Origin of the sequence: Nocardia sp. 852002-51101_SCH5132738 (assembly GCF_001665695.1) — a bacterium.
GTDB classification, from domain to species: Bacteria; Actinomycetota; Actinomycetes; order Mycobacteriales; family Mycobacteriaceae; genus Nocardia; species Nocardia nova.
On sequence record NZ_LZML01000083.1, the window covers coordinates 1 to 26,088 of the forward strand.

A 26,088-nucleotide genomic window follows, 5' to 3' on the forward strand; every position below is an offset into this window, starting at 1 on the left:
CTCCACCGCCCCCGCCCGATCCTGAAGGAGAACCCCGGTGACCGACCCCGCTACGCCCGAGCCCTCGACCGGCGAGGCGCGTGCCGAGCAGGGTACGCCCGCCGAGGCGGATCTCGAGATCGTGGCCCGCCAGCTCGGCCGTGAGCCACGCGGGGTCCTCGCGATCGCTTATCGCACGCCCGACGGCCAACCGGCGGTCGTGAAGACCGCGCCGCGCCTGCCCGACGGCACCCCGTTCCCCACGCTCTACTACCTCACCGATCCGCGCCTGACCGCCGAGGCGAGCCGGCAAGAGGCCGCCGGACTGATGCGCGGGATGACCGAACGCCTGGCCGCCGACCCGGAACTGGCCGCCGCCTACCGCGCCGCGCACGAGAGCTACCTGTCCGAGCGCGACGAAATCGAGTCGCTGGGAACGGATTTCAGCGGTGGCGGGATGCCGGAGCGGGTCAAATGCCTGCACGTGCTGATCGCGCATTCGCTGGCCAAGGGCCCGGGGTTGAATCCGCTCGGTGACGAGGCCGTCGCGCTGGCCGCCGATACCGGACTGCGCGGCACCGCGATTCCGCAGGACTGGCCGAAATACGAGCAGTACCAATCGAATACCGATGCGGGAGACAGTGATGAGTGACCGGGTTGCCGCCGTCGACTGCGGCACCAATTCCATCCGGCTCCTGATCGCCGATGTCGGCGCGGACGGCCACCTCACCGACGTGCACCGCGAAATGCGGATCGTGCGACTCGGCAAGGGCGTCGACGCCACGGGCGAACTGAATCCGGAAGCGATCGAACGCACCCGCGTCGCCCTGCACGACTACGTCGACCGCATGATCGAGACCGGGGTGAGCCGGGTGCGGATGGTCGCCACCAGCGCCACCCGCGACGCACGCAACCGCGACGACTTCTTCACCATGACCGGGGTGGAACTGGGCCGCGTGGTGCCGGGCGCCCAGGCCGAGGTGATCACCGGCGACGAGGAGGCGCGGCTCTCGTTCGCGGGCGCGGTCGGCGAATTGTCCAGTGCCGAAGGGCCGTTCGTGGTCGTCGATCTCGGTGGCGGGTCCACCGAGGTGGTGCTCGGCGACAGTTCCGGCGTGCAGGAGGCGTACTCGGCCGACATCGGCTGTGTGCGGATCACCGAACGCTGCCTGCACGGTAATCCGCCGACCGGCGAGGAGGTCGCGTCCGCGCGATTCATCGCCTCACAGCAGCTGGCCCAGGCCTTCGGCGTGGTTCCGGTCGAACGCGCCCGCACCTGGGTCGGTGTGGCCGGCACCATGACCACGATCGCCGCGGTCGCACTGGACCTGCCCGAATACGATTCGGATCGGGTGCATCTGACCCGTCTCACGTTCGATCAGCTCCGCCAGGTCTGTCACCGTCTGATCGGGATGAACCACGACGAACGCGCCGCTCTCGGCCCCATGCATCCGGGCCGGGTCGACGTGATCGGCGGCGGTGCGGTGATCACCGAGGTGCTGGCCGACGAGCTGGCGCGCCGGGCGGGGATCTCCGAGCTGATCGTGAGCGAGCACGACATTCTCGACGGGATCGCGCTGTCGATCGCCTGAGGCGGGCCGGAGGCGGCGCCGCCTGAGGGTGCCGCGACATCCCCGCGTGATCGGCGTTTTGTGCGATCGGTGTCCCTCGTTGCTGGACAATTGCGTCTCATGAGCAGGGTGGAACCCGTCCCGGGAGAGCAGGCGTCGCCGGAGACACGCACGATATTCGGCCATCCCATCGGGCTGGTCAATTTGTTCGGAGTCGAGCTGTGGGAACGGTTTTCGTTCTACGGCATGCTCACCATTCTCGGGTACTACCTGTACTACTCGCTGACCGACGGCGGGCTGGGGCTGGAGAAATCCACCGCGACGGGCATCGTCGGCGCCTACGGCGGGCTGGTGTATCTGTCGACCGTGCTCGGCGGCTGGCTGGCCGACCGGGTGCTCGGAATGGAGCGGACCGTCTTCTACGGCGGCGTGGTCGTGATGGCCGGGCATATCGCGCTGGCGGTGCTGCCGGGATTGACCGGTGTCGGCGTGGGGTTGGTGCTCGTCGCGCTCGGCTCCGGGGCGTTGAAGGCCAACGCGTCCTCACTGCTGGGCACGCTCTACGAGAAGGGTGACCCGCGTGCCGACGGCGGTTTCACGCTGTTCTATCTCGGCGTGAATCTGGGCGCGTTCGTCGGCCCGCTGATTACCGGGCTGCTGCAGACCCACCTCGGATTCCACTACGGATTCGGGGCGGCGGCGGTCGGCATGGCGCTCGGACTCACCCAGTACGTGATCTTCCGGCGCAATCTGGGTACCCACGGGCGGGAAGTGCCGAACCCGTTGCCGCGCAGCCAGATCGGGAAAGTGATCGCCTTCGTGCTGGTCCTCGTGGTGGTGGTCGCCGTCGCGATGTGGACCGGGCTGGTCCGGTTGTCGAATCTGTCGTGGGTAACCACCGGCGTGATCGCGGCGGTATCGATACTCTATTTCGGATTGATGTTGACCAGTCCGAAAGTGGTTGCGGTGGAACGAGTCCGAGTGCGGGCCTTCATACCGCTGTTCATCGCCAACGCCGTGTTCTGGTCGCTGTTCCAGCAGATCTTCACGGTGCTGGCCGTCTACTCCGACGAGCGGATGAACTGGACGCTGTTCGGCTGGACCGCGCCGGCGAGCTGGATCGGCTCGGAGGAACCGATCTGGGTCATCGTGCTGTCGCCCTTGTTCGCGCTCATGTGGACCCGCCTGGGCACCAGAGCCCCCACCACGCCCCGAAAGTTCGCCTACGGCGTGATGGGGATGGGCGCATCGTTCCTCCTGTTCGTCCCCCTGGCCGGCTTCGAGGACAAAACCGTTCCCGCCCTGCTCGTCTTCGTGATCCTGGCCGGCTTCGCCATCTCCGAACTGCTGCTGTCCCCGATCGGCCTCGCGGTTACCACTCAGCTCGCCCCCGAGGCCTTCCGAGCCCAGATGATGGCCCTTTACTTCTTCTCCGTCGGCATCGGCACCTCGATGTCCGGCGTCCTGTCCGAGTTCTACGACACCAGCCACGAAGTCGCCTACTTCGGCATCACCGGCCTGGTCGCGATCGCAGTGGGAATCGTCGTTTACTTCCTAGCCCCGCAGGTCAGCCGCTTGATGGAAGGCGTGCACTGAGCAAATCCCCGGACAATTCCGAGACGGACGTACGACTTAGGTACGCTATCCCAGCCGCCCCCGTAGCCCAATTGGCAGAGGCAGCGGACTTAAAATCCGCACAGTGTCGGTTCGAGTCCGACCGGGGGCACGTACTGCATCTACACAAGCGGTGCGTGCTGCCTGCGCGGACGCTTGTTGTGTAGTGGTCACGGGGCCGCTGATCCCTTCGGCTGTTCGGACGATGTCGGGTAGTTCGTCGGCGGGCAGTGTGATGGCGATGGTCACCTGGTTGCCGCTGTCGTCTAGCCGGACAGCGAGCTGGGTGATCTCGAATAGTCGACGTACCAACGGTTCCGGTGCCGCGGTGAGATTGAGCGCAAGGTACGGCAGAGCGTCAAGGAGCGCGATGTCGGTGGTGCGGGGGCGGTGAGGTTCGGTGTCGTCGGCGCCGTCGAGTTGGGCGATGGCGGACAGGGCGGCCGTTTTTTCGGCGTCGAGGTCGTTGTAGGTGCCGCGGAGGGCTTTGGTGAAGGGATCGTCCGGGTCGCCGTCCTGAGCTTGCTTCAGGATTGAGTCCTGGCGTCGGGTCAGGTCCGCGACGGCTCGTTGGAGTCGTTCCCGTTCGGAGTGGCGTTCGCGCGCGACGCGGTCGTCGATGCCGTCGAGATCGGCGGCCAGCATTTCACGGCGGTGTGGGCCGAATACCCGGTCGGCGAAGAATCGTGTGATTGCGTCCGATACGGAGTCTTCGCGGAGGTAGATGGCTTTTGGGTGGCCGACGTACTTGTCCGGTCGGCCTCGGTTGTTGCCGCGGGGCCAGCATAGGTAGTAGGGCGTGTTGTGGCGGTGGGTGCCGAACATCCGGCGTCCGCATCCGCAGAACACCATCCCCCGCAGCACGTAGGTGTGGCGCGTAGCCGGGTGGGTGTTGGGGTTGTTGCCATCGCGGGATCCGCGCTTAGTTCCTCGGCGTGCGGCGAGCTCGTCGTACATCCATTTCGGGATCAGTGGCTCGTGCGCGGGTTCGGTGGACCAGACCCATTTCACCGGGTCGTTGACCTTGCCGTGCCGGGAGCGTGAGGCTCGTCGGTTGAATACTTGGTAGCCGGTGTATTTGGGGTTTGTTAGCACTTCGAACACGCTGGTCTTGCCCCATGCCCCGCGCGCTCGGTCCCTGTTGGGTGGTTCAGGTGGCGGGTACTTGGCGGGGTCGGCGTTGAGGCGGTCGACGATGGTGTCATACCCGATGCCTTCGTGGTAGCGCCACAGCGCGATCTGCGTAACCGTCTCTGCGCGAACTCCGTCCGGTTCCAGGCGGGTCTTGGTCTGACTCTTGGCCGCCTTCGTCGGGTTCGGGTGGCGGTATGTTTTGGCCTTGTATCCGTATGGGGGTTTGCCAATGTTCCAACCCTCGCGGACGTGTGTGCACAGCCCGCCCCAGGATTGTTCGAGAGTGTTGAGGACTTCGTATTCGGCGACGGATTGGTTGATCCGTCGTTGCAGAATTCGCTGAGCTCGACTGCCGGACAGGGTGATCGGCTCGTTGGCCGCGAACAGTGACACCTCGGCGCGTTCGAGCTCCCGCTCGATCGACAGGCCCTCGAAGGTGCGGCGGGCGACGCGGGACACGGATTCACAGATCACCACGTCGAACCTGCGGCCCGGATGCGCCGCCTCGTCCAGCAGGTCCGCGACGCCGCCATCGCGGGCGATGGGTATGTCGAACCGTTCGTAGCCAGTTCCGTGGCCGCGTGCTTCCAGTTCCATGCGGCCGGACTCGACGTCGTAGAAGTGCGCGACGATCACCCACGATTCGGGGATCGCGGTCTTACAGTTCCCCAACTGCCGCATCATCGATTGACGCGGGTCCTGCTGGTCCTCGGTGGAGGTGCGGCCCAAGAATGCCACCCGGACTTCGTCCCGCAGCACCGCGGTCGGCACGCCTAGCGGTGAGACGGCGTAGTCGGACAGCCCTGATGGCCCGGAGGCAGGGGCGGTCGCCGACAATGATGCGGATCGGCGGGTCACTGGCGCGGGCCCGTTGACCGCCGGGTCGTCGCGGGTCATGCGGCGGCACCGTTCTCGGTCGAGTGATCATCGGACAGTTGTTGTCCGGCCCAATCCAGAAGCTTCCCGGTTACGTCGGCGAGTTCGCCGCGAAGGCGTTCGGCCTGTGTGCCGTGAAGGTAACGGACGTGACCAAAGAACTGCCGCTCGCGCTGGCGTTTTCCGCGTTGGCTGTAGCTCCAAACAGGCTGTTCATCGCGGGTTTCCGCGAAGTCTTCACTGGAGTTGTCGTAATTACTGTCGGGTGCTTTTCGCGACAGTGGAATTACCACCGCGTCCTTGTCGCCGGTCGGGTCGTCTCCGGTGTTGTCGTGCGAGTGCATGGGTGCCTTTCGCTGCTCTCAGGTACCACTCGTGACGGGATGCGAGTTATGCGTTTTGTTCGCCGGGCTCGCCGCGGTTTTCGGCGCTGTGTGTCCATTCGTTGATCAGAGTGGCCAGCGCGGAGACTGCGCGTTGGTATTGCTCGGGTGTCATGGGTACGGTTTCGATTTGTTCCACGCGGACACCGTCGTGTCGCGGGGCCGGGCGGCGTCGCGGGGAGCCGGTGTCGTCGGTGGGGTCGTTGTCGTCGGAGGTGAGCTCGACGTTGGGGGCCATAGATGATCTCCTGTATGGGGGCTGGACTCGGGCGCCGGGACGGGTGAGACTCCGGGCGAGACCCTGGTCGTTGTCCGTCTCGGCGAGCTGTCCCGGGTGGCGGCAGGGGACGATGCGGCGATTACATGGCGGGCCTCCGGGCTGGTCGAGAGAAGTGTGTTCATTAGTTAAATTCCATCGAAAACCCCGTTTTTGGACACATTGGTGAGAAATTCGCCAGCGTCTGGTGGGCCGGATTTGCCTCGGAAGGGCCCGATGTAGGGTCGGCTCGCCCCGAACGAACAACTCGAAAACCCTCTGCTGCAAGAACTCTACGCGCACCGTGCGCGGAAGAATGCGAGTGCCGGCGAGTGTTCTCGGACGCCGAAAGACTTTCTCCGTCGCGGTGGGGCCGGGCAGTTGTTCTGCTCGGCCCCACCAGCCCTCTCACGCACAGGCAACGGGTATCAGTGAGGTACGGCGGGGGTCAGCCGCCAGGTCGGCAGCCGCATCTCGGGATTGCTTGCGTGGCTGTGGGTGTCGGGGTGGGCAGTGGCGACCGCGTCGGCCGCGCTGGCGGGGTCGGTATAGATGGTGCCGGTCAATGGCCCGGTGGTGATTTCCACGGTGCCTGTGGCTGGGTGATATCGCGCCTCGGTGCGATGAGTGCGGTACACGGTAAACACCGCCAGCCACGACGGCGGCGGAGCGGGAGTGGTGAGTTGATGGGTGGCTTCGGCGGTGACAGCCAGCCACAGTTCGAGGCTGTCGGGAGCCTGCGTCGACGCGGCGAATACGTGATGCAGTGCTGCCGCGACGGCTGCCGGGGCGCAGGTGGTGTCGTTCATGACCGGTAATGGCCCTTTCTCGGGAAGATGCGTCAAGGAGTCGAATCGGTGTGACACGCGGTGCGCCGGGCACGGGAGAACAGTCAGGTCCCGGCGCATCGGCGGCGTCAAGCCGTGGCGAGAGCGAATTTCCTGGGACGGTCGCTGGTGCGGCGGGCCGTGCCGAGGGTGGCGAGTTTGGCCAGTGCGTTGTGCACCGCACCGCTGCTGCGGCCCAACAGTTTCCCGATCTCGTGCGGACTGAACTCGCCTTCGGGGTGATCGCGCAGGAAGTCCTCGACCTGCCCCCGCAACGCCCCCGGAGCCAACCGCGCCGATGCCTCCGGCGGCGCCGCTGCCGCATCGAAACCAGCAGCCCCGACATCCCGGGCAGCGCAGCCGGTTTCGGCGCTTGCGGTGCCGGATTCGCTGCTTGGTGCCCCGTCTGTGCCGGTGGGGGTGGGCAGGTCACTGCCGCCGGTGCCCGATCCGGACTCAGGAGCGGCATCGCGCCCGTTGCATGACCCCGCGGCCTCGTCGCTGGTGTTGGCCGACCAGCGGTCCGCGGTGCGCGTGTTGTTCGGATCGCGGTCCCGCCGCGCCGCGCCGGTACCCGCCCATCGAGACAGAATGCGTCGCGCAGTGGAGTTGGCGATCCCGGCCGCATCGGCCAGTTCGGTTGCGGTGGAGCCGGGGTACTGGCCCAGCACGGCCCACAGCGTCTTCTCGGCGTCGGTGCCCCACACCGGCACAACCGCCGCTTCATCGACCGGGTTACCGGACGCGCCGGTCGCGGAGCGTGTGGTGGTGCGGTTCTTCTTTCGTGCGGACATGACAATTCCTCCCTGGATTACGGGATTGAGGGTGTTCGGTCATGTCCCGGCCGGGACGGAAACCCCGCCGAACAGTGACCCCTGCCGGGGTCGCGGCGTCGTTCCACCTATATGGACGCTCCATACCGTGCCGATGTCAAGCGGGCGATGAAAGAAAAACCCTGCGGCGAGACCCTTTCGTATTCCGGGCAACAATCACGAAGTCGGTTCTCGGGCACCGCAATCGGATACCGCAAAGCGTGGCTCTGCATCGTTCGCCGGGTAGGAATCCAGCCCCGGCCTCACCAGCAGGCTCGCATTTCCACTTCTGCCTGCGGCGGGGGCCGCCCAGGCTGCCCCCGCTCACTACGCCGCTCTGGATGTGCAGGTGGCGGCGGCCGGATTAACCGCCGGCGGGCCGACTCGGCATCGCTATGCCCCCACGGCACGTAGCTCCAGGAATTCCTTGACCTCAGGGACTGCGTGCTGTCGCCGGACAGCCAGGGTTATGGCGTCAAGATGCCGCTGAAAGCGGGCCGACGCTACGTTCCCGATGGTCTTGTAGTCCGCTGTCAGCAGTGAGCACCCCTCGGCGAACTGTCCAGCCCTCACCAGGTTTTCGGCCAGGTAGACGCGCCATCCGGTGTGTTCGCGTGGCCAGGCAGCCGAACTGTCAATAGCCGCTTGGAGATGAGTCGTGGCTGTTTTGTGATCGCCGGTGTTCATGTATGCCAGGCCGGTAAGTCCGCGCAGTTCGGCCTCGGGCAGATAGACCCACTCCGGGTCGTAACCTCGTCCGGATTCGTACGCTCGGTAGGCACGGCTGATCGCTTTGTTCATCGCGTTCGTATCGCCGACAACGCCCTGCGCCTCGGCTTCGCGCAACGCGCCAAGTGCTCGGAGTTGCGGTCCACCGCGACGCCGAGCGGTGGTTTGTGCAGCATCGGCCAGGTGAATTCCCTCCCGCTGCCGCGCACCTTCTCGGTAGCTGAGGACGCTGGCATTGATGAGAGCATGCGCACCGGCGATGTCGTCGTCGGCGGCTGTCGCAGTGTGTGCCGCATCAGCGTAGTAGCGACGGGCTTGGTCCAACTGGCCTGCATCGTAATGGACCCACCCCGCCGCGGTCATGGTCTCGGCGGCGGTGGTTGCCAGGCTCTTGCCGACCGTTTCGGTGTAGCTGGCACTGTTCAGCAGGTGCTGCACGTAGCGGACTTGACCAGCGGCCACGTGGCACAGCCGATCACCACCAACCACGAGATCGAGCGCGTGAATCTGGTTGATGGTGTCTTGGACCGCGGCGACGTCGCTGACGCCAATCTTCATGCCGGGCACTGCCGGTGCTGAAGCGGACCCCGCCGTCGCCATGGCGGCGACTCCTACGCTTCCTAACGCCCCCACCCTGAAGAACTGACGACGATCCACGTCTGCCTCCTCGTCCGACTCCACTACCAGTATGGCCAATGGCACCTGGAGCGCCCTGGCCACGAGACGTAGGACACGAAGGTCGTATGCGGCGGGGCCACCGCGCTCCAGGCCCGAGACCGCCGGCTGGGAGAAGTTGATCAACTCACCCAGTTCGGCCTGGGTCATGCCGATGGACTTCCTGATCCGTCGGATGACTTCGCCGGTCGTCATATGCATATCCAACGCCCCCAATTGTCGCCCGGTCTGTGAATTCTGTCTATTCGAAAACCGTTTCCGGGCAGGAGGATATACGGATTTTTGTATATCCGGAACGGTGCCTGAAATTTTGGCGTTCGCATGGCCATTCGCGATCGTACGGTCAGACCGCACCCGGTGCCGGGCCGACGCCGTAACTCATTGCGGCGCACAGGCTGACCTGGGAGGTCGACCAGTGGCGCAAGCCCCCGGCACCGGGTGCATCCCGATCGCCCGCTAGAGAAATCGAGGCCCAGCAAATGCACACCCTGGCTATGCATCAGACAGTGTCAATGACAGAACAGGAAACCCACCGAGCACCGGTCGCTATTCGCCAGATCGACGGTAGATCGAGGCGGAACCAGAGCGACGACGTTGAGATGCCTCTGCGCATCGACTCGTTCGCGCCGCTCGTTGTTCATGTCCGAGTCGGTCGACGGCCGCCATCGGAGCCGATGGCGACCGTGCGCCCGTCGAACATGACGCCAGCTCGAGCCCAAGGCGCATCGTGAACTTTCCGGATCCGTTGCAGGAGAAGGCGTTCGTCCATGCGGATGGCGCGTTGGCCGAATTCCTGTGCCGGGTGCATCTACTAGAGCTGACTCGTGAGCGTGCTCGCGAGCTGCGAGCCATCCACCAATCTCATCCGCCGGACGAGTGCACCGTGCACCTGGAGGCGGCGTATCTGCTGCTGATCGAAGACTGCTGAGCCTCAAACCCTGCCACTTCAACTCACTGACGGAGGTCGCCCGGTGATAGTCAAACTGCCATCCAAAGACGAACTGTTGGAAGCGTGTAACGGCACCGTGCGGATGAACCATCCGGTTCTCCACGCTGCCCGAAAACTGGCCGCGCTCCATATCGCTCGCAGGATCGCCACCGATCAGAATATCCACGAATCGGATCGGTCCCGTGCCGAACTGGTGCGCGCAATCGACTGCTGGGTGGTGGCGAATCTGCCGCAGGCGGGCGGCGCCTCGTACCTGCACACGGAGTCGGTTGGAATGGTCATCGATCGCATCGCGCAGTACAGCGTGGACGCGCACACCGCACTGAATAGCCCTGTGGCCGAACAGAACCGTCACTTTCTGTGGCAGCGACTGGCCGAACTCGCCGTCGCCTACACCGATTTGGCCTTCGAGATCGGTGCCGGTCTCCGCCGTCTGCCGGTCCTCACGTATCCGGTCGACAACGTTCGGTGCTGTCCATAGGCCGAGCGCGTGAGATGGTTCATGGTCATCGTCGGATCGGAGCACAAGGTGAAATGCGCTTGCCCGTAGCGACGCTGCGTTGGCGCGACTCGACGCGGGTGCCAGGAGCGGTACGGCGGGCCCGCAGGCTGCGGGAACTGGTGTCTTGCTCCTGATAGCCTTCTTCGCGAGAAGAATCTGTGAGGGGGTCCGGAGATGGCGAACGAGATTGACTACGGCCAGGCTGAGATTCAGGCGTTCAACGACTTGGCGGCGTCTGGGGGAGTGCGCTACGACGAGGGTGCGGCCAGAAAGGCAGTCCAGCTGTATCAGGATGCCATAGACGGGCTAACTGCTATCCAACGCAAACTGGGTACGGTTCAGAACGCCGGTGGCTTCGGTGGATTCCAAACCGGTAGAGAGTTGCAGCAGGGATTCTCGCGCAAGGCCAGCGACGGAATTTTTGTGGTGCAGCAATTGATCGACGGTGCCATGCAACTTCAAGAAGCATATCTGCGGGCCGGCAATCTCATCAGCGAGGCTGACTCGCTAAACCAAAAACGAATTGCGATGACGTCGGCGACCCCCGCTCCGGGAGGGAAGTAAAATGAAAGTAAGCGGTCTGGCGATTGTGCTGGCTGCAAGCGCGGTCGTTCTGAGTTCATGCGCAGTCGGGGGCGGTGATTCCGATCCTGCCAACACTGAACAACCATCGACGAGTCCGGGCCCGAGCGTGGCGGTGTCTGTCAAACCCGCCCCCGAACAGGATCCTGATGGTAGACAACCGGTAAAATTCGATCCTTGCCTCAAGGTTGGTGACTCTACGATCAAGAGTGCCGGTTTTGATCCTCAGACGAGAGAACGTGCCGACCAGATACATACCGGATATGCGTTTATTGGATGCTCTTTCGAGCGTCGAGAAGATGTCTACGGTTCGCCGCATCGGGTGGGATCGCTTACCGTTTCCTCCACGGACATTACTCTCGACCAATTTCGCCAACGCGAGAACGGCAACGCTACCGAAATGAACATTAACGGTCGACCTGCGATTACTTATAAGGGGGATGGGCCGGAGACCTGTTTTGTTACGATGACCGGCCCGGATGCAAGCGTAAGTCTGCAGTTGGACAGTCTGAGTGCATTGAACGGGTGGCGGGCATGTGATCATGCCCAGGAAATCGCCTCGACAATCGAAGCCGCATTGCCAAAGTAATCTCTCCTGGCGATGGGCGTCTTCTTGATATGGGAGACCCTCATTCTGTCCATCCTGGAGTAAACGGCTCGATCTTCGGCGGTTCGCTCTCGGTTCGCGTCGGTTTTGGCGGCTGTGGGCCGCCCCAGCGGGATTCGGCCCACGGCAGGCACAGGTCGCGGTATTGAAGGCCGCCATGAGGATAGAAGGCGAACGAGAACTGTGAGAAGACGTTCCGCTGCGGACGAGGGTGTCTTCCTTGTGGACCTGGAATATCAGGTCCTTCTGGGGTTTTTGTAGGATCGAGGTGGGCTGAATCGGCAGTGAAGGTTCCACCTACATTTATTGCGATCGCTTCGAGGGTTTCTCGTGGGTCATTCTGATTGGGAAGCGGATATTTGTCGCCGATCTTCTTCGCGGTATTCGTCATATCTTTGCATACAACGTTTACTTCGCCTCCCGCTGTTTGGTATTTAACTACATGCAGGTACGCAGTCCCGATGCCTTCTACCATAGCATGCGGTGCTGATGCATCGCTGTCAACATTATCCGTATCAGCGTCTTTCCATCCGGGATATCCGTAGTCGACGCTCAAGAACATGGCGACAGTGTTACTTTCGATGGTTGCCCGAACGACTTTCATCTCGGCCGATTCCAGATCAATCCCGGGATCAGCCGACCATCGGAACGATATGCCCCAAGGAGGGGTATCCACCGCTGGTGTCTCAGGGTGGTCACAAGCTGCCACGGTCAGAAATGAAAGGATAACCAGAAGGATGCGCCGAGTCAGTCTGCGTGCGCGATACATCATTGCCCCTTCAAAACTGTACTCTTGTAGTCATCACGGGAAAATGTGTAATGGTCGAGGGTGTGAAGCTGGGTCTGGCTTGCTGTATCGAAAGCATTCAGATCGACACCACTGCCTTGTAGCCACGCGCTTGAACTCGAGTGGAATTTTGACAAATTCCACGATTTGCTGTCGCCGCCATGTGCATCCAATATGTCGGAATAATTCTTCAGTCGTCCTTCTTCGAGCCAATTCGGATCGAATGGCGCCGCCTTGTCTGGGGCATGGTTGAAGAAGTTTGGATCGCTGGCGGCCACAGCCTGAAGCATGTGGTAGTTGCGGAGTGTCGAGAGGTCGTCCGCAGATACTTCTTGTCTTCCCGCCGGTATAGGAGTGTAGTCCGGTTTAATTCCGTCGGAAATGTATTTACTCGCTGCGTCGATGGCAATGCCGCCTACAATTGTCTTATCGCCCACCAAATCTTTCGCCGCCGAGGCTGCTATGTCGAAACCAAGCTTCTTTCTGCTCGCACTTTCCTCTTTCGCATCGGCCTCGTTGAGTCCGCGGTCGAACGCTTCGGCGCGCAGCCCCTGCTCCTGAATGCCGAGCAATCGGCCGGCGGCTTGGGCGTATTGATCGCGGTCATTGGATGGCTGATCGTGCAACGCCGCGTATTGGGCCGCGTAGGCATTGGTGCGTTCGGTGATAGCGGCGTTCCATGCTCCGGAGGAGCGGTCGTCGGTGTTGAAGAGGGTTGATAGTCGAACTGCTTGCAGGTCTCGCCCGGGCAGGTCCTGCATAGCGAAAGACGGATGCGGATGATTCGGTGCAAGTGCAATATCGTCAAGATAGGGCATCATCGCACCGGTCAGTTGCCGTGTCAGCCCGGGGTTGACTTGTCCCAGGGATTGCTTATCGTGCCCGGGCATATCCATCAGCGCCTCGAATGGGCCGACCTGGCCATCCTTCCCGCCAGCGTCGGCTGTCAGAAGGGCGGCGAGCCCCGAAGCGGCTCGACCAGCCATGTGCGACTGCTCCGGGGTGACCTCTGGATGTCCGTCGCTGGCGGGGTGCGGGTTAGCCTCTTCACCAATCCAATTGAACAGCTGCGGCGGCTGTTTCCCGTTGGAGTCGTCCCAGTCGTATTGCAGCAGTGGTTGAATGACCTTCTTGGGGTTGTATCCCGGATCCAGCGGTACGGAACCAGGCTCGGTCTGGCCGGTGAGGAGCTGGGTAGTGGCTTCGTGGTTGCGGCTCGAGACTTCCAGGTAGTCGCGCATGACGCCCTCCATCGAGGAGCGTTCGATCGGTTTCCCTGGCATATTCACCGTGTCGTCGGTCATGCCCGGCGTTCCGAGGGCTGCCGCCTGGCGTGTGAGTTCACGTGAGAACTCGGTGCCGGGTTCGAACCCGGGGTTGGTTTGCTTGATCAGATCCCCGAAGCGCTTGGTTTCATCGAGGAATCGGTGCTGACCGGCGAGCTCCGAGTCCGGCGGGCAGGTCGGGTAGGTCTTGGCGTTGGCATCCGGGCCGCCGACTCGCGTCGACACCAGTTTGCGGAGGTCTTCCGGAAGCTGCTTGTAGCTGCCAGGTGATTGCAGCGACCCGTCCGGGTTGCGCCCGGTGCCGATGTGCTCGTTCGATACGACCATGAGCCCGTTGGCAAGTGCGTCTCGCCGGGCCGCGGCAACCGGATTGCCGCTGTCCTCTTGGCCCTTCAGATAGTCGTTCATCGCGAGGATGCCTTCCTTGCCGGCACTTTGGTAGAACTCGCGGTAGTACGCCTGGGTTGAGGCGGGAAGAGTCGCGACGTCCTTGCCATTGGCGAGGTCCTGTAGATCCTGCTCGGTGAGGACGCCCTCGGGCAGATGTCCGGCGATCTCTTCCAGCTTGGCCTTATCGACGGTGCCGTCTGGGCGGACTGCGTCGTGGACCGCTTTGCCGTCGTCATGGCCGAATTTCGCTGTGTCAGAGGCGGATACCGGTGCATCGATGCCTTGGCCAAGTAGATCGCCGCGCCCGCGAATCTTCTCTGCTGCGTTCGTGATTGCGGTGGCGACCTCGCTGATGGCGCCGGCCAGGCTGTAGTACGCGGTATTGATCAACCCTTGGTGGTGGTCGATGCGTTCTTTAGTTTTGCGCAGGTCGTCTTGGATTTGGGAGCCGCTGAGGATGGCCTGTTTGGTTTGGACTGCCCACCGGTCGTTGACGATCAGCGCGAGGGGCGATTCGGTGTCGGCTTCCGCGTCGGCGACCTTGCCCAGCAGGATTCGGCGCTCGTCGGCGAGGCGGCCGTCAGCGCCGCGTAGGGCGGCCGTGGCGTCGCGAATTTCCTGGGATAGCTTGCAGCCCTCGGTGTTCTCTTCGCTAAAACGGTCGTAGGCTGCGTCGCGGGCGCTACCGACCCAGTTCGTGCCGGTGAACTGGGTGAGCATCCGGCCGAGTTGGGTTTCGTAAGCCCCTATGGCCGTGTCGATTTGGGTGGCCCACTCCGACAGCTTGCCGGTGTTCCACTTCTCGACGTCTGGACGTGTTGGCATTACTGGTTCCCCCGAGTATGGAAGTCCATCGTGTCGAGCAGCTGCTTGAACTGCTCGTCGGTGGCTGCGTACATGTTCGCCGACTTGGTGACGAGGTCCGACAGTGCGCGAATGCGTTCGGCGACTCGGAGCCACGCGCCTTCGGTGAATTCCCCGAGCTGCGCACACGCCGGACCGATGGTGCAGCCGGGGAGGGCTGCGGTGATCTCGTCACCGGTCTTGCGGATAGCGATGCCGTCGACTTGGGTGGCGACATCTTTCAGCGTTCTGACCAGCTGATTCAACTCATCGATATCGGCTTGCAGCATGCTGAGCCTCCCCCCCTTCGATCCGGCGCCGGGACACCGACGCCGACGGTGCGATCACAGTCACTTCCGCGGGTATTGTGCCATTTACGCCGTTCCGACGTGGACTCCGACCAGGCGAACGTTTGTGTTAGCCTCGCCAGGTCGGGGGGCTGTACACCAGGATGTTGAACCGGCAGGGGGTGGCACATGAGCGGAGACCACGATCCGCAACCGAGCCCGGCAGCTGATCCGCCGAAAAGCATCTTCGGTCAAATTCAGGACGCTGCGATCCAGGCCAGCATCCAGCCGTTCACTCAGAAGATCACCGACGCCCAGAGGCGCATCCAACAGGGCGACAGTCGGCTCAGCGAACTCGGCGCGGGCGTCGATCCGGCCTATACCAGCACTGAAGATCATTTCGAGGGAATGTCTCACCAGCAGCTGTACGAGGCGGTGCACGGTGTCGGCGGGCTGGACCCCAAGGGCCTGCAGACCATGCGGCAGACTTGGTTCGAATGTGCCAGTGAGCTGGAGAATCTGTCCTCTTTCACGTTGATGCTGGGGATGAACAACATCTTCGGACACGGATTGTGGAAGGGCGCTGCCGCTGACGCGGCCCAGGCTGCGTCTGAACGCTATGCGCGCGTCACGAATCAGATCGGGCAGGTATTCGAGTCAGTTGCCGGGCGGATGGATGGCGCGGCGTGGGCGGCCGAGGCGGTGCGTAAGGCGGTGCAGCCGCCACCGGGTTCGGTGAACCTCACGCCGAATGGTGACGATCCTGGGCAGGCACTACTGCCGCGGGTGCCGGATCCGAAGGACACCGATCAGGCGGATCAGGCGCGGGAAAGGGCTCGCCAGGATGCAATTCGTGCACTGAACAGCATATATACGCCGGTGATACCTCCAGCGGGCGCGAACGTGCCTTCGTATTTGGATGTTTCGCAAGCTGCTGCCGGTGACGGAACCTCGGCTTCCGCAGGGGTTACGAGCAACGGAACGAATCCTGCTGGTGTGCAAGATAGTCCGATCGCCGCCCCGGATGCCGGCACCGGACCGCAGCAAACGGTCGATCAACCCGCCGAGCAGTCCGGCAATCCATCAGCGGCAGCAAGTCCGGCGGGATTGAATGTGCCGCAAGGGTTGCTGCCTGGCGGTGGTGCTGACTCCGCCGCAACGACAGCGGCGGGTGTGGGGCCCGGCGGCGACTTGGCAGTGCCCGGCGGCGGTGCGAGTAGCGGCCTGAGTGGTTCGGGTCCGGGTTCGCTCGGACCCCAGCACGGCGGTGCTGGATCGGCACGTGCACCCCAGCCTGGATTCAGTGTGGGCGGTGGTCTGGCCGCGGAAGCGCAATCTCAGCTCGGTACGCGTGGAGATACTGCGGCACAAGGGCGTTCGCGGCCAGGTTCGATGCCGCCTGCACCGCACGCGCAGCGCAAGGACAAGGAAGAAGATCGAGAGCACCTGACGCCCGACTTCTTGAAGGGTGTCCAGCCGGAGTGGACCGAAGGACTCGAAACTCCGGTCGGTGTCATAGGTGCGGACTCGATCGCAGACTTCGATGGCGATGAGTATCCGGGCTCTGCTACCTCAGCGAGCGCGTACTCGCCACCGCCCCCATACATTCCGACCGACCGCATCAGCAGGTCGTCGATGTACAACGATGACGGTTTCGTCGAACCCAACCTTCCCGCCGCACCACGTCATACGGCTCGGCATGCGACCCCGCCGGTCACTGCCTGCCAACCCGATCCAGGATCGTCCTCTTCGTCTAATCAGCCTGGTGCACAACTCGATCAGACTGCTTCCAACGCTGCTGCGGAAGCCACTGCGGGGCACAGTGCTGCCATGACGGAGACCGTGCGGGCTACCTCCGCGTTCCAGCCGGGACCGGCCGCGCAACACGATAGTTCCCCCGCGGTGAGCCCCACGCCTAGAGGTGAAGAACCTGAGCAGGTCGCCGACGACGCTGAGCCCGTATACATCGACCTTTCCGGGACCGGACCAATAATGGACAACGAACCCGGTGAGGCTCCGCCGCGGTGAAGACCCAAACGTCCTGGGTATTCACCCCCGATGAGTTTGCTTATGTGTGGGCGTCGGAAACCGGTCTTGCCGGCGATTACCCACATCCGATACAGGTGATCGAAACACCTACTACCGCAGATCAATACGACCTGACCCGGCTGGAGATCAGCGCTCGCTACCCGCGCGGCGCAGACCCCGATCTCACCGGCCCGCTACGAGTGCTGGCCAACCCGGACCTTCGCATCATCTGCAACGGATGGTTCCATGGATCTCATCGCAGAGTTCGATCCCTCGCCGCGGCGGTTGGCGATCTAGCTGTCGTTCTGTTCCAAAAGCCCGGTGCAACAGCAGACTTCGGCGGCGAGGTTAAGCTCGTAGTAACGACTCGCCGCCAGCTCGGCCGTCACATCGCAGCGACGATGCCGACTGTCGCGGCTGGAGCCATTGGACGGCTCGTCGGATACACCCCGCGTGTGCGCGGAGAGCAGCCGCCCAGTTCGTGGCTGCAGGACGAGGCGGGCAAACGTCCTGTCGAAGAACGGATCCGAACGTTCCTCAGGCTCGAACGCACCGCGCAAGGCTACCTGCGGATCGACCGCTACCTACCCGACCGGCGCCCCTACCCGCCCGCCTTCGTCACCTGGCTAGACATCAGCGACAGTACCCGGGCTGCCGGCCGTTACCTGATCGACGTGAATGACAATGACACAATTGTCACGCCCGCCTCGGCAGAGACCATTGCGGACGAACTGTATAGGCGCGCCGAGCTGGATCGGTGGTGACACCGCCAGGATGATCCGTTGGGGTTCGTGCCAGCAACCCAGGCCAGCCCTGCACGTCTTTGGTTTGCGGCCCTTCGGCGGCCACGTGCTTGCGTGGCATCGAGAGGTCCCCCATTACAGCACACCGTAGAGGACCGGCCGGATGGATGCGTTTCGTTCCGACAAGAGAAAATTTCCGACCGCCGCGACCGGAATAGGCTTCGGCGCAACCGTTCGTCGAGTACCGGCCGACGTTGCGCTAGTCCCAGGTTTCCGGCCGAGCGAGATCGGTGAAGCCGAGTTCGTTCAACGCGCGAAGGATCTGGCCTGAGGGGATTCCGCGGTAGAACGGAGCGGAAACAGGTGCGCCGTCGCTACTCAACGTATCGGCAGAGTCTTCCACAACCAGGCCGATGACGCGCCCGTCGGCGGCGACGATGGGCCTGCCGCTATTGCCTGGCCGAGCGATTGCGGAGTAGAGAAAAGCCGGGTCGCGGTCGGGAGTCATCATCGGGATCGACGGGTTGACGACCTCGCCGCGCTGCACCGCGAATCTGGCCGGAAGGTCCACAACCTCGCCACGCTGCACCGTGAGCGACATCTCAGCGGTCATCGGCACCCGGCGATAGCCAAAGATGTAGGTCTCGTCTGCCCACACTGGATCGCGAAACACCATGCCGGGCAGCGGTTCCAGGTCGCGGTGACAGTTACGGCCCGCCGTGACAACTACAACCTGTCGTACACGCATCCATGCTGGATGACGAACGGTGACAGGGAATGTCGGTGGTTGTCGCTATCGTCGGTACGGTGAGTTGGTATGGTGCAGGACGATTTCTGAGACCCGGTGACAGTCCGCCTGGTGAGTCGGTGATCGAAGGTGACACCTTCGCGATCCTGAACTTTGTGCTCGGCAACGGCGTTCGCGGCTACAGGGTGGCCGGACGCTACGAACTAAGAGCCGACATGATGTTTCTGGTGGGCGCTCGCGAACGCCCGGTCGTCATCGAATACGACGGCGGGTACTGGCATCGAGACCGCGAGGACACCGACCTCAGAAAGATCTGCGAAACTCTGGAACTTCCTGGCTTGCACGACATCATTCGCCTTCGCGTGCGCCCACTGCGGCGCCTGCGACCTGCCGATATCAGCATCCCGCCGCGGGCCGATGCCATGACGTGCGCCCGCCTCGTGCTACTTCACATTGCGCATCGCCCTGAACCCTATGAGCTCGACGACGACACCCTGGACAGAATCCACGAGTTCCTCGCGTTCAGCGCCACCGAGCTCCCCGACGACGACATCTATTGCGACTTCTGTCTGGAAATGAATTTCGTTCTGCAAGAACGTCGTTCAACGATCCGTCCGCAAGTACGTCGTTCAACGACCCGTCGGAGGGTGCATCGTCTGGACAACCCAGGCGGCATCTCCTTTAGGGAGTTGGCGGCCGAACTCGCACAACGCAGCGAACAGTACGAGGGTGTGTGGCATCCGGATAATCGCGAATGGGAGCAAGCAGAAGCTGCTGCCCATCAACGGCACGGTTTCAGAGGCTGGCTGCAGCGGCAGCGAGCGGTCGCCCAACACGTGTCGCAGTCCAGCGAGGTGGGCTCCACTATGCCTCTGCTTACGAAGTATGAAACCGGTTGGATCGAAGCCAGCTGAATCGATGCGAACTGTGAGCCACGAATCGACAAGCAGGAGATCCGATGCCAGCAGCTCCTCATGAGTCGCGCATCCGGGAGTTCCTCGCGCACCGACTCGACATCCTGGAACCTGGCCTGCGACTTGTTGATCAGGAGTACCGGCTGCCGAACTCCAACGGGACTGGCGGCCGGATCGATATTCTTGCTCGCGACCAGCACCAGATGTGGGTAGTAATCGAGCTGAAACGGGCGAACAGGTCAGCCCGCGAGACGGCACAAGAGCTTACGAAGTATGCCGAACTGCTGCGGCGCGAGAAAGGGCTGCCGCAGCATCGAATTCGAACGATGGCCGTCGCGCTCGAGCCGCAGTGGCGGGAGCTTCTGACTCCCCTGAGCAACCTTGCTCGAAAGTGGGACCACGATCTACGCGGCTACAGCTTGACCGTGGATAACGACGGCGTCCCGACAGCAGCACGGAGGGTCGAGCTGCTCGGTGAGCCGGTCGAACAGAGGCTCACCGCAACGCATGTCATCTTCCTGTTCGACGATGCAGCCGAACGGGATGCCTGCTGGCAGTGGACCGTGCAATCAGCGGCAGAAGCACATGCGATCGATCTCGTTGGTGTTCATCTCGACTACGACGGCACGTCCGAGATCGTCGTCTATCCGCACGCTCTCTACTTGGCCTTCGGCCGCATCGACAACAGCGACGGTGAGTCGCCGTGTGCGTATCTGTGTCGTCACGGAGTCCTCGACGATGAAGAGCGCGCCGAGTACGCATATCCCGACGAATACGATGCACTGACACATGTGTGCGCCACCATCCGTTCGGATGATAAGGAAAGCGCAGGGCCAGATAAATTCACGCAGATCACCAACGAAGAGAACTGGACTATCAGCAAGATTCACACCACTGGCGCTTTCGCCGCAGGCTTGTACGACGATGATGACATCGTCAGAGCTCTCCGGGGTCATGACGGTGAGGCGAGGGTTCAGTATCGAGGCAGCTCAAGCAACAAAATCATCGGACAATGGCGGGAATTTAAAGAGTCAGTTATGACATGCCTGTCCCAGAACGACGACTGGGCTGAACTTGTCGGCAACTGGCTTGACAGGCTGTCGGAAAAGGACGAGGAATACGACGTCCATCTGCATATCTACAACCCCGGCGACATAATCACTACCCTCGTTTACGGGCTGCCTGACCAGTTGAAAAAGTACAGCCCTCTCGTTCTCGGCGTAGCGGAATCTCGTGACGGACATGCGGCCACATACTTCCTCCGCGGAGAACTGCGATGGAACGGCGTTCAAGTACCTGATCTCGGCGCACTCAGCCGGATCGTCTATGGAGATCCGATCTCCTGGCCATATACACAGAGGCGAGACGCGCCCGCTAGACCTCCAGTTGCTTCGCTTCTGGGGAATCCACTACCTTACCCACGAAATCGCTATGGACCCAACCTCGCCCGCCGATGCGGAGCATGAAGCATCGATTCATTTTCCAAGCAGCCTTAGCGCAGAAGACATCGGCGAATGGGGCGGCGTGTTCCCACTGAAGACGTTCATCGATCACCACTTCGAACAGATATCGCTGCTTGTCCAGGACTACGGAAACAGGTCTATTAGGACAAGCAGATCGTAGGTCCTCGGCGGTCCACTGAACCGCCCGTATTCGGTCCCGCGCGTCGGGGCACATCAAAGACGGGAATACGTGGTGACCTGGGAAACGCACCGGAAGGTTGGTGGTCGAAAATCGTTCGCTCTGCAAGAAGTGTACGCACCCGGACCGATTGCGAGAGTGCTGCGCGGTGGTCGACCAGCGGGTGAATGCTACGGAAAGCACTATCTGAATGATTTCTCACCCTTTTTAGCACTGAAACGATCGACAGGTCGACACCCCTCGACTTCAGGAGCCGATCTTGTCGGCCGAGGTTGACCTGGGTGAAGGTGAACAGATTGGTTGCGTCAACGACGCTCTTCTCCTTAGCCAGAACCACGACGACTTTCTTCGGTTTGCACTCGTAGTCCCTCGGATCGCCCCCGGCCTCGCGGATGCGTCGCCGTAGATCTGTTCGCGCCTTCTTGTCGTGGGTGAGGACCTCCGTTGAGACGAGGGCCTGTGCCAGGAGATGGCTGGCCGGCGCTGAAGAGCTGACGTGCTTTACATGGATGAATGTACCGTCCTTCAGCAGAACATCGCACGCCTCGAACTTCCCCTTCCTCGTCTCGCCGTTGATCAACTTTTTGTCGAGAAGAAGTCCTCCGAGGCTCGCGGCGATCTGCTCGTTGTAGGCTGCCTCGTCGATACCGGACCCCCACTTTGGAGGGGTGGAGATGGGGGCCGGTCGGCTGAATATCTCGCGGGTCCGGTCGGCCACTGTGTCGGCGTAGCTCCGATCCATCAAGTACCAGCGACCGCTGTGCAAGAAATACCTGCGGTCGTTACTTTCGACCTCGAAGGTCAGCCATTTTCTCACCGGCATCCGTGGGCTGACGAGGCCGTTGGGGTCGGCACTCTCGTACAACAGCACCGCCACCTCATTGAGCCGCTTGTTCCAAGTCTTGCGTTCAGCCTTCTTCACCGGCTCCAATAGGTCTGCGAGGGTCGGCAGCCCGTCCGTGATCTCCTTGTACCCGGCTCCGGTCACTTTGAATCCCTGAGCAAGGCCGAACTCGTCGACCGCTTCATGGGGCCAAGCAATGCTCAGTCGGTTTGGAACCTCGGCGTCAATCGCGTCGACAAGTGCGTCGTCCAGGGTCTCGATCAGCGACTTATCCTTGATCAGCACGAGCCTTTCCAAATCCGCCAGTTCATCGCTCGCGGGCTCCTGATCCAGAATCTCGACGAGCCTGTCGAGGTCGGCGAGGAACTCGCTCGGCTGCTTTGACAGCGGGAGGCTGAGGGCGTCCGCTCCACGGATCATAACTGGCTTGCCACCAAGGCCGATCCCGTCGATAATCCCTGACGCGACTACTCGGGTCGCAAGTTCTCCGATGTCTTCAAATCCGAAGCTCCTCAGAGACGCGCCGACGGGTATCGACGACCGGTCCGTCTTCGCGGACTCGTCCAGCGTCACTTTCGTTATCGAGTTCAACCGTGCCGGGTCCGCGCTCCTGATCGCAATTTTCTGCCCGAAGCCGGAGTCGATGTATCGCTGGTCGAGGAGGTGGAAGCCCATTCCAAAAGTGACCCCCCACGCGAAATTCGCTTCGACTTCATCGTTGTCTGAGCCGGGGATCACCAGGACGGCTGCGGCAACCCCGGTGGCTAGCTCGACGCTGACGCCCGAAAGCCCCGCCACTGTGTCCGCCCACTTGACGGGCTTGTCGGGAGTTCGTCCCCAGTAGAGAACGGACCGCCGTTCGCCAACCATCACGCGTTCCTCGGTGAACTCCGAGTACTTCTCCCGGATCACTTTCGCCAGAGCGGGAAAACCAACCAACCGGTAGAGGGTCATCCGCGTCTCAGTGCTCGGTTTGCGCGCCACGTCTCCTCCTCGGGTGTGGGATCACATAGCGAACATAATGGTGCTGCCGCCATTGGACAGTACGAAGCCGCCGATGCTCAGGACACGTGCGGCCACTGCCATCGCGACTGCTGGGACGGATGCAGGTGTAGGTGACACCTTGTCACGGATCCTGCATCAGTCCCGTCCCGGTTTTTGACAGTAAGGTGTCTCCTATGCGATGCCTGCTGGTCGGGAACCTCACCTCGCCGAAGGAGCAGCTTCGGTCGGTGATGGAACGCCTGGGCGTCGAGCTGGCCGAGTTGAATCGGCTCGGTATTGACTGGACATCCCAAACTGCAAGTCCACCAGTCGACTTCGTATGCGCCGTACTCGGCCAGCTTGACGCACCCGAGGTCGAAGCGGCGACGTTTCTGGATATCGGTGTCGCTTTAGGCCGCGGGATCCCGGTGTTTCTGGTAGTCGAGCCGCGTCGCGCAGTCCCACTGGCCCTCGGGCTCCTCACCCGGGTTCAAGCAGATCTCGACAATGAGGTAGCCCTGGAGCTCCACCTCAAGCAGTTCTTGAAAGCGATCCGCCGGAGGGAAACTGCGTCTCCCGACAGTCCTGTACAGCAACCAACTATCTCGCGTGAGCGAGCCGCGGAGACTCACGAGCGCCTGCAGGAACTGCGGCGGTCCGAACGCGGTGCCGTCGGCGGCGCTTTTGAGTGGCTGATGGTTGACCTGCTCCGCGGTGATGCCGAAATCTCGGCACCAGTCGATCGCGATCAAGGGGCAGATCTGGCGTTGATGTTGCCCGAGAACTACCTCGCCGTTGGTGGACCGGTGCTTGTTCAGATGAAGTTCTGGGACACGCTGTCGGATCGGGGGCTGGCTGATGCCTGTGACATCTTCGCGCAGCAGATCCATAGAACAACCGCGGTTTTCGGTCTGTTGATCTACCACGTTCGCGATGGAGAGAACCCGAAACAGACAGTGCCGAATCCGGGGACTCGCGTCGTCGCGGTGTCGGCCGACAGCCTGGTAGATGCATTGGCCGCCAGGCCGCTGAGCAGTGTGCTTTTTGCGATGCGAAACGCGATCGTCCACGGAGTTGCCTATCGTGGTTGAGCTGAGCTGCGTCACTGTCGCCGAGCACCTGCGACGGGCAGCCGATCCGACCAACTCGACCTACCACAGGGGGCATGCCTACGAGGATGCGCTGGAGCACGTTTTCCGAGCCGTGCCCGGTTGCGACACGCAACGCAACAGCCTGAACCGATTCGCCTCCGAAGAGGTGGACATCTCGGTGATGAACTTCCGAGTCGAAGACGGTTTGCGTGCCCTGCCGGAGATCTTCTTGGTCGAATGCAAGAACTGGAGCGTACCGGTCGACTCAGCGACCGTTAACACCTTCGCCACCAAGATCCGCCATCGCGGCTGCACTCTCGGCGTGCTCGTCGCTGCGAACGGTGTCACCGGCGACCCCCATGAGAAGACCGCAGCTTACCAGTCCGCCGCATCCGCCTTGCAGGAGAACACAAGAATCCTCCTCGTCACAACCGACGACCTGATGGCACTCACATCAAGTAAGGACGTCGTGGTCCTTCTGCATAAGCGACTGCTGGATCTCATTGCTGCCGGCACTTTCACCCTCGCATGACTGCTCGGCCGAGCCGCTCATGCGATGCCGAAACAACAGGCCAGTTTCAGAATCTGGTTGGCCTGCTTGAGGTCTCGGACCTCTTTCCGAAGTTTCTGCAACTCGCCCTCGGCCGGCGACAGACCTGAAGCTGCTTGCTTGCACGGCCGGCACCCTCGGCCAGGGGCTTTTTGATCCAGATCCGCGGCGTTTCGAAGGGCGCATCGACCAACGGTACGGCGGCCTGCAGCATATGGGTTCCGTACTCATCGAGACGCTTGAGAGCAGGCGCACCGCCAGCCTTCTCATGAACTTCGGGCGGATGACGCTTCGACATGATGGGGACCATCTTTCAGTAACGAGAAGCGGCCTCCAACTCGGCGGTTCATCGAGCTGTCTCTGCGTTCCCGACCTGCGGGCCATTCTTCGGCGTAGCGTATCGGCGCGCACGGTGATACGAGGCGGAGGGTTTCCGTAGGGCCTGTCACCAACCGAAGGGACAGCAGGCGTGGCCAAACTGACCGAGGAACAACGGCATCAGCGCGCTCAGGCCAAAATTCGCGCGGAGGCGCAGGACGCCGAAGGCCGAGCCGGGCGACGCGCTGCTCGGGAACGCCTGTGGGAGAAGGCCCGAACGCGGCTCTCGCGAGCTGAATTCGAAGCTGGCGTGCCGTGTCGCGGATGCGGTGAGCCACTGCTTGGTAGCGGCGATGAACCGGCCGTTGCCGACGATGAGCAGAGAGAGGCGTTCCTCGAGCGACACCGTGAATGCGGCGAAGGCCATTGGAGCGTCGAGGAGTCCAAGTTCCTGCACTGCTCGTGGTGCTGTCCACCGCCACCGATGAGCCTAGAGCAGCGGACGACGATTACACGCCTGCTGTACGGGAATAAGACATCAGAACGATTACGCCAGTACGACGAATGGAAACTCGTTCTCACCTGCGGCCATGCGGTCCGGCGACGCTGGTACCAGGACAAGGAATGGTCGGAGAAGGCACAAACCTGCTCGACCTGCCGTGTCCCACGTGGTGTTCTCTCGAGCCGAAAAATCGGGCCGGCTACGGCATGGTGTTCGACCGGACCAAAGATTCCCGGCACCGCGCGGTCGGCGACCAAAGCGTTGAAGGAATTCAATGACAGCTGGCAAAAGCAGCGGGAGCGTGTTCCGTCCGAGCTTTTGGAGCTCTGGGAGCTACGGACGCCCACAGCTGACGATCTCTATAGGTGGCGCGTTCGTCTGGACTGCGGCTGCGTCCAGGAGATGCTGATCCACGGCGATATGTATTCGCCGGTGGATCGGGTGTGGCCGAGCAGTCGCTTGATCGACGGCGACCTTCCACCTGGCGAAGTCGAACACGTGCATACAGGGATGACTGATAGTTACCGGGAGGTTGTCGAATGGGGCGAGCACCGGCTCGGAGGGTGTCACGAGAACCGTGTAAGTCCGAAGCTAGTTCGGTACTAAATCTATTCTAGCACAATGGAATTCGGTTCG

The 26,088-nt window shown here is 62.3% G+C and carries 24 protein-coding genes, 1 tRNA gene and 2 pseudogenes; 16 read left to right on the forward strand and 11 right to left on the reverse strand.

Going from position 1 to position 26,088, the window contains the following annotated elements:
- Positions 1-37: 37 nt before the first annotated feature.
- The 5 genes from A5789_RS11700 (at position 38) to A5789_RS37300 (ending at position 3,701) form a co-directional block, all read left to right on the forward strand.
- Positions 38-631 carry a DUF501 domain-containing protein gene (locus A5789_RS11700; protein WP_063009365.1) on the forward strand — a complete coding sequence of 198 codons (594 nt, stop codon included), beginning with the start codon at positions 38-40 and terminating at the stop codon, positions 629-631.
- The gene (locus A5789_RS11705; protein WP_030515253.1) at positions 624-1,571 is read left to right on the forward strand and encodes a Ppx/GppA phosphatase family protein; all 948 of its coding nucleotides are present in this window, start codon (positions 624-626) and stop codon (positions 1,569-1,571) included. Before A5789_RS11700 ends, A5789_RS11705 begins: the two co-directional genes overlap by 8 nt.
- 99 nt (positions 1,572-1,670) lie before the next feature.
- Complete coding sequence (locus tag A5789_RS11710) at positions 1,671-3,146, forward strand: peptide MFS transporter (RefSeq protein WP_063009369.1); 1,476 nt, start codon at positions 1,671-1,673, stop codon at positions 3,144-3,146.
- Between the two features lie 56 nt (positions 3,147-3,202).
- Positions 3,203-3,276 (forward strand) — tRNA-Leu (locus A5789_RS11715).
- Positions 3,277-3,554: 278 nt separating this feature from the next.
- Positions 3,555-3,701: a hypothetical protein gene (locus A5789_RS37300; RefSeq protein ID WP_197516599.1), complete on the forward strand. Its 147-nt coding sequence runs from the start codon at positions 3,555-3,557 to the stop codon at positions 3,699-3,701.
- Between the two features lie 162 nt (positions 3,702-3,863).
- On the opposite strand, the pseudogene A5789_RS38510 reads toward A5789_RS37300, so the two are convergent.
- The 6 genes and pseudogenes from A5789_RS38510 to A5789_RS11750 form a co-directional block, all read right to left on the reverse strand.
- Positions 3,864-5,195: pseudogene (locus tag A5789_RS38510) on the reverse strand (recombinase family protein); the annotation flags it as partial.
- Positions 5,192-5,518 carry a hypothetical protein gene (locus A5789_RS11730; RefSeq protein ID WP_064902116.1) on the reverse strand — a complete coding sequence of 109 codons (327 nt, stop codon included), beginning with the start codon at positions 5,516-5,518 and terminating at the stop codon, positions 5,192-5,194. The gene A5789_RS11730 and the pseudogene A5789_RS38510, both read right to left, overlap by 4 nt.
- 46 nt (positions 5,519-5,564) lie before the next feature.
- A complete protein-coding gene (locus A5789_RS11735) occupies positions 5,565-5,795 on the reverse strand; it encodes a hypothetical protein (RefSeq protein WP_064902115.1) in 231 nt (76 codons plus the stop codon).
- Positions 5,796-6,241: 446 nt separating this feature from the next.
- On the reverse strand, positions 6,242-6,622 hold the full coding sequence (locus A5789_RS11740; protein WP_064902114.1) for a hypothetical protein: 381 nt from the start codon (positions 6,620-6,622) through the stop codon (positions 6,242-6,244).
- A gap of 107 nt (positions 6,623-6,729) precedes the next feature.
- Entirely contained in the window at positions 6,730-7,434 is a 705-nt protein-coding gene (locus tag A5789_RS11745) for a hypothetical protein (protein WP_064902113.1), read from the reverse strand.
- Positions 7,435-7,845: 411 nt separating this feature from the next.
- Positions 7,846-9,051, reverse strand: a complete 1,206-nt coding sequence (locus A5789_RS11750; protein ID WP_193615550.1) for a helix-turn-helix domain-containing protein — start codon at positions 9,049-9,051, stop codon at positions 7,846-7,848.
- 532 nt (positions 9,052-9,583) lie between these two features.
- Here A5789_RS11750 and A5789_RS11755 point away from each other — a divergent pair.
- The 4 genes from A5789_RS11755 to A5789_RS35495 all read left to right on the forward strand — a co-directional run bounded on the left by A5789_RS11755 (position 9,584) and on the right by A5789_RS35495 (position 11,478).
- Positions 9,584-9,784, forward strand: a complete 201-nt coding sequence (locus A5789_RS11755) for a hypothetical protein (protein ID WP_064902111.1) — start codon at positions 9,584-9,586, stop codon at positions 9,782-9,784.
- A gap of 43 nt (positions 9,785-9,827) precedes the next feature.
- Positions 9,828-10,286 carry a DUF4254 domain-containing protein gene (locus A5789_RS11760; RefSeq protein ID WP_227462981.1) on the forward strand — a complete coding sequence of 153 codons (459 nt, stop codon included), beginning with the start codon at positions 9,828-9,830 and terminating at the stop codon, positions 10,284-10,286.
- 195 nt (positions 10,287-10,481) lie between these two features.
- Positions 10,482-10,871 (forward strand): hypothetical protein, encoded by a 390-nt coding sequence (locus tag A5789_RS11765; RefSeq protein ID WP_064902109.1) that lies wholly within the window; start codon positions 10,482-10,484, stop codon positions 10,869-10,871.
- A gap of 1 nt (position 10,872) precedes the next feature.
- The gene (locus A5789_RS35495) at positions 10,873-11,478 is read left to right on the forward strand and encodes a DUF3558 family protein (protein ID WP_082940643.1); all 606 of its coding nucleotides are present in this window, start codon (positions 10,873-10,875) and stop codon (positions 11,476-11,478) included.
- A 40-nt stretch (positions 11,479-11,518) separates the two neighbouring features.
- Here A5789_RS35495 and A5789_RS36480 read toward each other — a convergent pair whose 3' ends face one another.
- The 3 genes from A5789_RS36480 to A5789_RS11775 are packed head-to-tail and all read right to left on the reverse strand — an operon-like array spanning position 11,519 to position 15,092.
- Complete coding sequence (locus A5789_RS36480; RefSeq protein WP_155525781.1) at positions 11,519-12,268, reverse strand: hypothetical protein; 750 nt, start codon at positions 12,266-12,268, stop codon at positions 11,519-11,521.
- The gene (locus A5789_RS11770) at positions 12,265-14,784 is read right to left on the reverse strand and encodes a hypothetical protein (RefSeq protein ID WP_064923246.1); all 2,520 of its coding nucleotides are present in this window, start codon (positions 14,782-14,784) and stop codon (positions 12,265-12,267) included. The genes A5789_RS36480 and A5789_RS11770 overlap by 4 nt, the downstream gene beginning before the upstream one ends.
- On the reverse strand, positions 14,784-15,092 hold the full coding sequence (locus tag A5789_RS11775; RefSeq protein ID WP_082940644.1) for a hypothetical protein: 309 nt from the start codon (positions 15,090-15,092) through the stop codon (positions 14,784-14,786). Before A5789_RS11775 ends, A5789_RS11770 begins: the two co-directional genes overlap by 1 nt.
- Positions 15,093-15,278: 186 nt before the next feature.
- On the opposite strand from A5789_RS11775, the gene A5789_RS36485 reads away from it, so the two are divergent.
- The gene (locus A5789_RS36485; RefSeq protein ID WP_155525782.1) at positions 15,279-17,117 is read left to right on the forward strand and encodes a hypothetical protein; all 1,839 of its coding nucleotides are present in this window, start codon (positions 15,279-15,281) and stop codon (positions 17,115-17,117) included.
- Positions 17,114-17,881, forward strand: a complete 768-nt coding sequence (locus A5789_RS35500; RefSeq protein WP_082940645.1) for an ESX secretion-associated protein EspG — start codon at positions 17,114-17,116, stop codon at positions 17,879-17,881. The genes A5789_RS36485 and A5789_RS35500 overlap by 4 nt, the downstream gene beginning before the upstream one ends.
- A gap of 238 nt (positions 17,882-18,119) precedes the next feature.
- Here A5789_RS35500 and A5789_RS11785 read toward each other — a convergent pair.
- A pseudogene (locus A5789_RS11785) lies at positions 18,120-18,545 on the reverse strand (hypothetical protein); the annotation flags it as partial.
- A gap of 92 nt (positions 18,546-18,637) precedes the next feature.
- Here A5789_RS11785 and A5789_RS11790 point away from each other — a divergent pair.
- Together A5789_RS11790 and A5789_RS11795 are read left to right on the forward strand one after the other, a co-directional pair.
- The gene (locus A5789_RS11790; RefSeq protein ID WP_155525783.1) at positions 18,638-19,522 is read left to right on the forward strand and encodes a hypothetical protein; all 885 of its coding nucleotides are present in this window, start codon (positions 18,638-18,640) and stop codon (positions 19,520-19,522) included.
- Positions 19,523-19,566: 44 nt separating this feature from the next.
- The gene (locus tag A5789_RS11795) at positions 19,567-20,988 is read left to right on the forward strand and encodes an endonuclease NucS domain-containing protein (protein WP_064902104.1); all 1,422 of its coding nucleotides are present in this window, start codon (positions 19,567-19,569) and stop codon (positions 20,986-20,988) included.
- Between the two features lie 137 nt (positions 20,989-21,125).
- Here the strand turns inward: A5789_RS11795 and A5789_RS11800 are convergent, their stop codons facing one another.
- A complete protein-coding gene (locus tag A5789_RS11800) occupies positions 21,126-22,991 on the reverse strand; it encodes a DUF6119 family protein (RefSeq protein WP_155525784.1) in 1,866 nt (621 codons plus the stop codon).
- 194 nt (positions 22,992-23,185) lie between these two features.
- On the opposite strand from A5789_RS11800, the gene A5789_RS36490 reads away from it, so the two are divergent.
- The 3 genes from A5789_RS36490 (at position 23,186) to A5789_RS36495 (ending at position 26,058) form a co-directional block, all read left to right on the forward strand.
- Positions 23,186-24,082: a hypothetical protein gene (locus A5789_RS36490; RefSeq protein ID WP_064923252.1), complete on the forward strand. Its 897-nt coding sequence runs from the start codon at positions 23,186-23,188 to the stop codon at positions 24,080-24,082.
- Positions 24,075-24,614, forward strand: coding sequence for a restriction endonuclease (locus A5789_RS11810; protein WP_064902100.1), 540 nt, complete (start codon positions 24,075-24,077; stop codon positions 24,612-24,614). Before A5789_RS36490 ends, A5789_RS11810 begins: the two co-directional genes overlap by 8 nt.
- 487 nt (positions 24,615-25,101) lie before the next feature.
- The gene (locus tag A5789_RS36495) at positions 25,102-26,058 is read left to right on the forward strand and encodes a hypothetical protein (protein ID WP_155525785.1); all 957 of its coding nucleotides are present in this window, start codon (positions 25,102-25,104) and stop codon (positions 26,056-26,058) included.
- The last annotated feature ends 30 nt before the right edge of the window (positions 26,059-26,088 follow it).

Coding starts and splice junctions, on each gene's coding strand:
- A5789_RS36485 (WP_155525782.1), top strand. CDS start 15,279: ATGAGCGGAGACCACGATCCGCAACCGAGCCCGGCAGCTGATCCGCCG.
- A5789_RS11710 (WP_063009369.1), top strand. CDS start 1,671: ATGAGCAGGGTGGAACCCGTCCCGGGAGAGCAGGCGTCGCCGGAGACA.
- A5789_RS11790 (WP_155525783.1), top strand. CDS start 18,638: ATGTCGGTGGTTGTCGCTATCGTCGGTACGGTGAGTTGGTATGGTGCA.
- A5789_RS11740 (WP_064902114.1), bottom strand. CDS start 6,622: ATGAACGACACCACCTGCGCCCCGGCAGCCGTCGCGGCAGCACTGCAT.
- A5789_RS11745 (WP_064902113.1), bottom strand. CDS start 7,434: ATGTCCGCACGAAAGAAGAACCGCACCACCACACGCTCCGCGACCGGC.
- A5789_RS11750 (WP_193615550.1), bottom strand. CDS start 9,051: ATGACGACCGGCGAAGTCATCCGACGGATCAGGAAGTCCATCGGCATG.
- A5789_RS36490 (WP_064923252.1), top strand. CDS start 23,186: ATGCGATGCCTGCTGGTCGGGAACCTCACCTCGCCGAAGGAGCAGCTT.
- A5789_RS11770 (WP_064923246.1), bottom strand. CDS start 14,784: ATGCCAACACGTCCAGACGTCGAGAAGTGGAACACCGGCAAGCTGTCG.
- A5789_RS36480 (WP_155525781.1), bottom strand. CDS start 12,268: ATGATGTATCGCGCACGCAGACTGACTCGGCGCATCCTTCTGGTTATC.
- A5789_RS11735 (WP_064902115.1), bottom strand. CDS start 5,795: ATGGCCCCCAACGTCGAGCTCACCTCCGACGACAACGACCCCACCGAC.
- A5789_RS11775 (WP_082940644.1), bottom strand. CDS start 15,092: ATGCTGCAAGCCGATATCGATGAGTTGAATCAGCTGGTCAGAACGCTG.
- A5789_RS11705 (WP_030515253.1), top strand. CDS start 624: ATGAGTGACCGGGTTGCCGCCGTCGACTGCGGCACCAATTCCATCCGG.
- A5789_RS11765 (WP_064902109.1), top strand. CDS start 10,482: ATGGCGAACGAGATTGACTACGGCCAGGCTGAGATTCAGGCGTTCAAC.
- A5789_RS11730 (WP_064902116.1), bottom strand. CDS start 5,518: ATGCACTCGCACGACAACACCGGAGACGACCCGACCGGCGACAAGGAC.
- A5789_RS35495 (WP_082940643.1), top strand. CDS start 10,873: ATGAAAGTAAGCGGTCTGGCGATTGTGCTGGCTGCAAGCGCGGTCGTT.
- A5789_RS11795 (WP_064902104.1), top strand. CDS start 19,567: ATGCCAGCAGCTCCTCATGAGTCGCGCATCCGGGAGTTCCTCGCGCAC.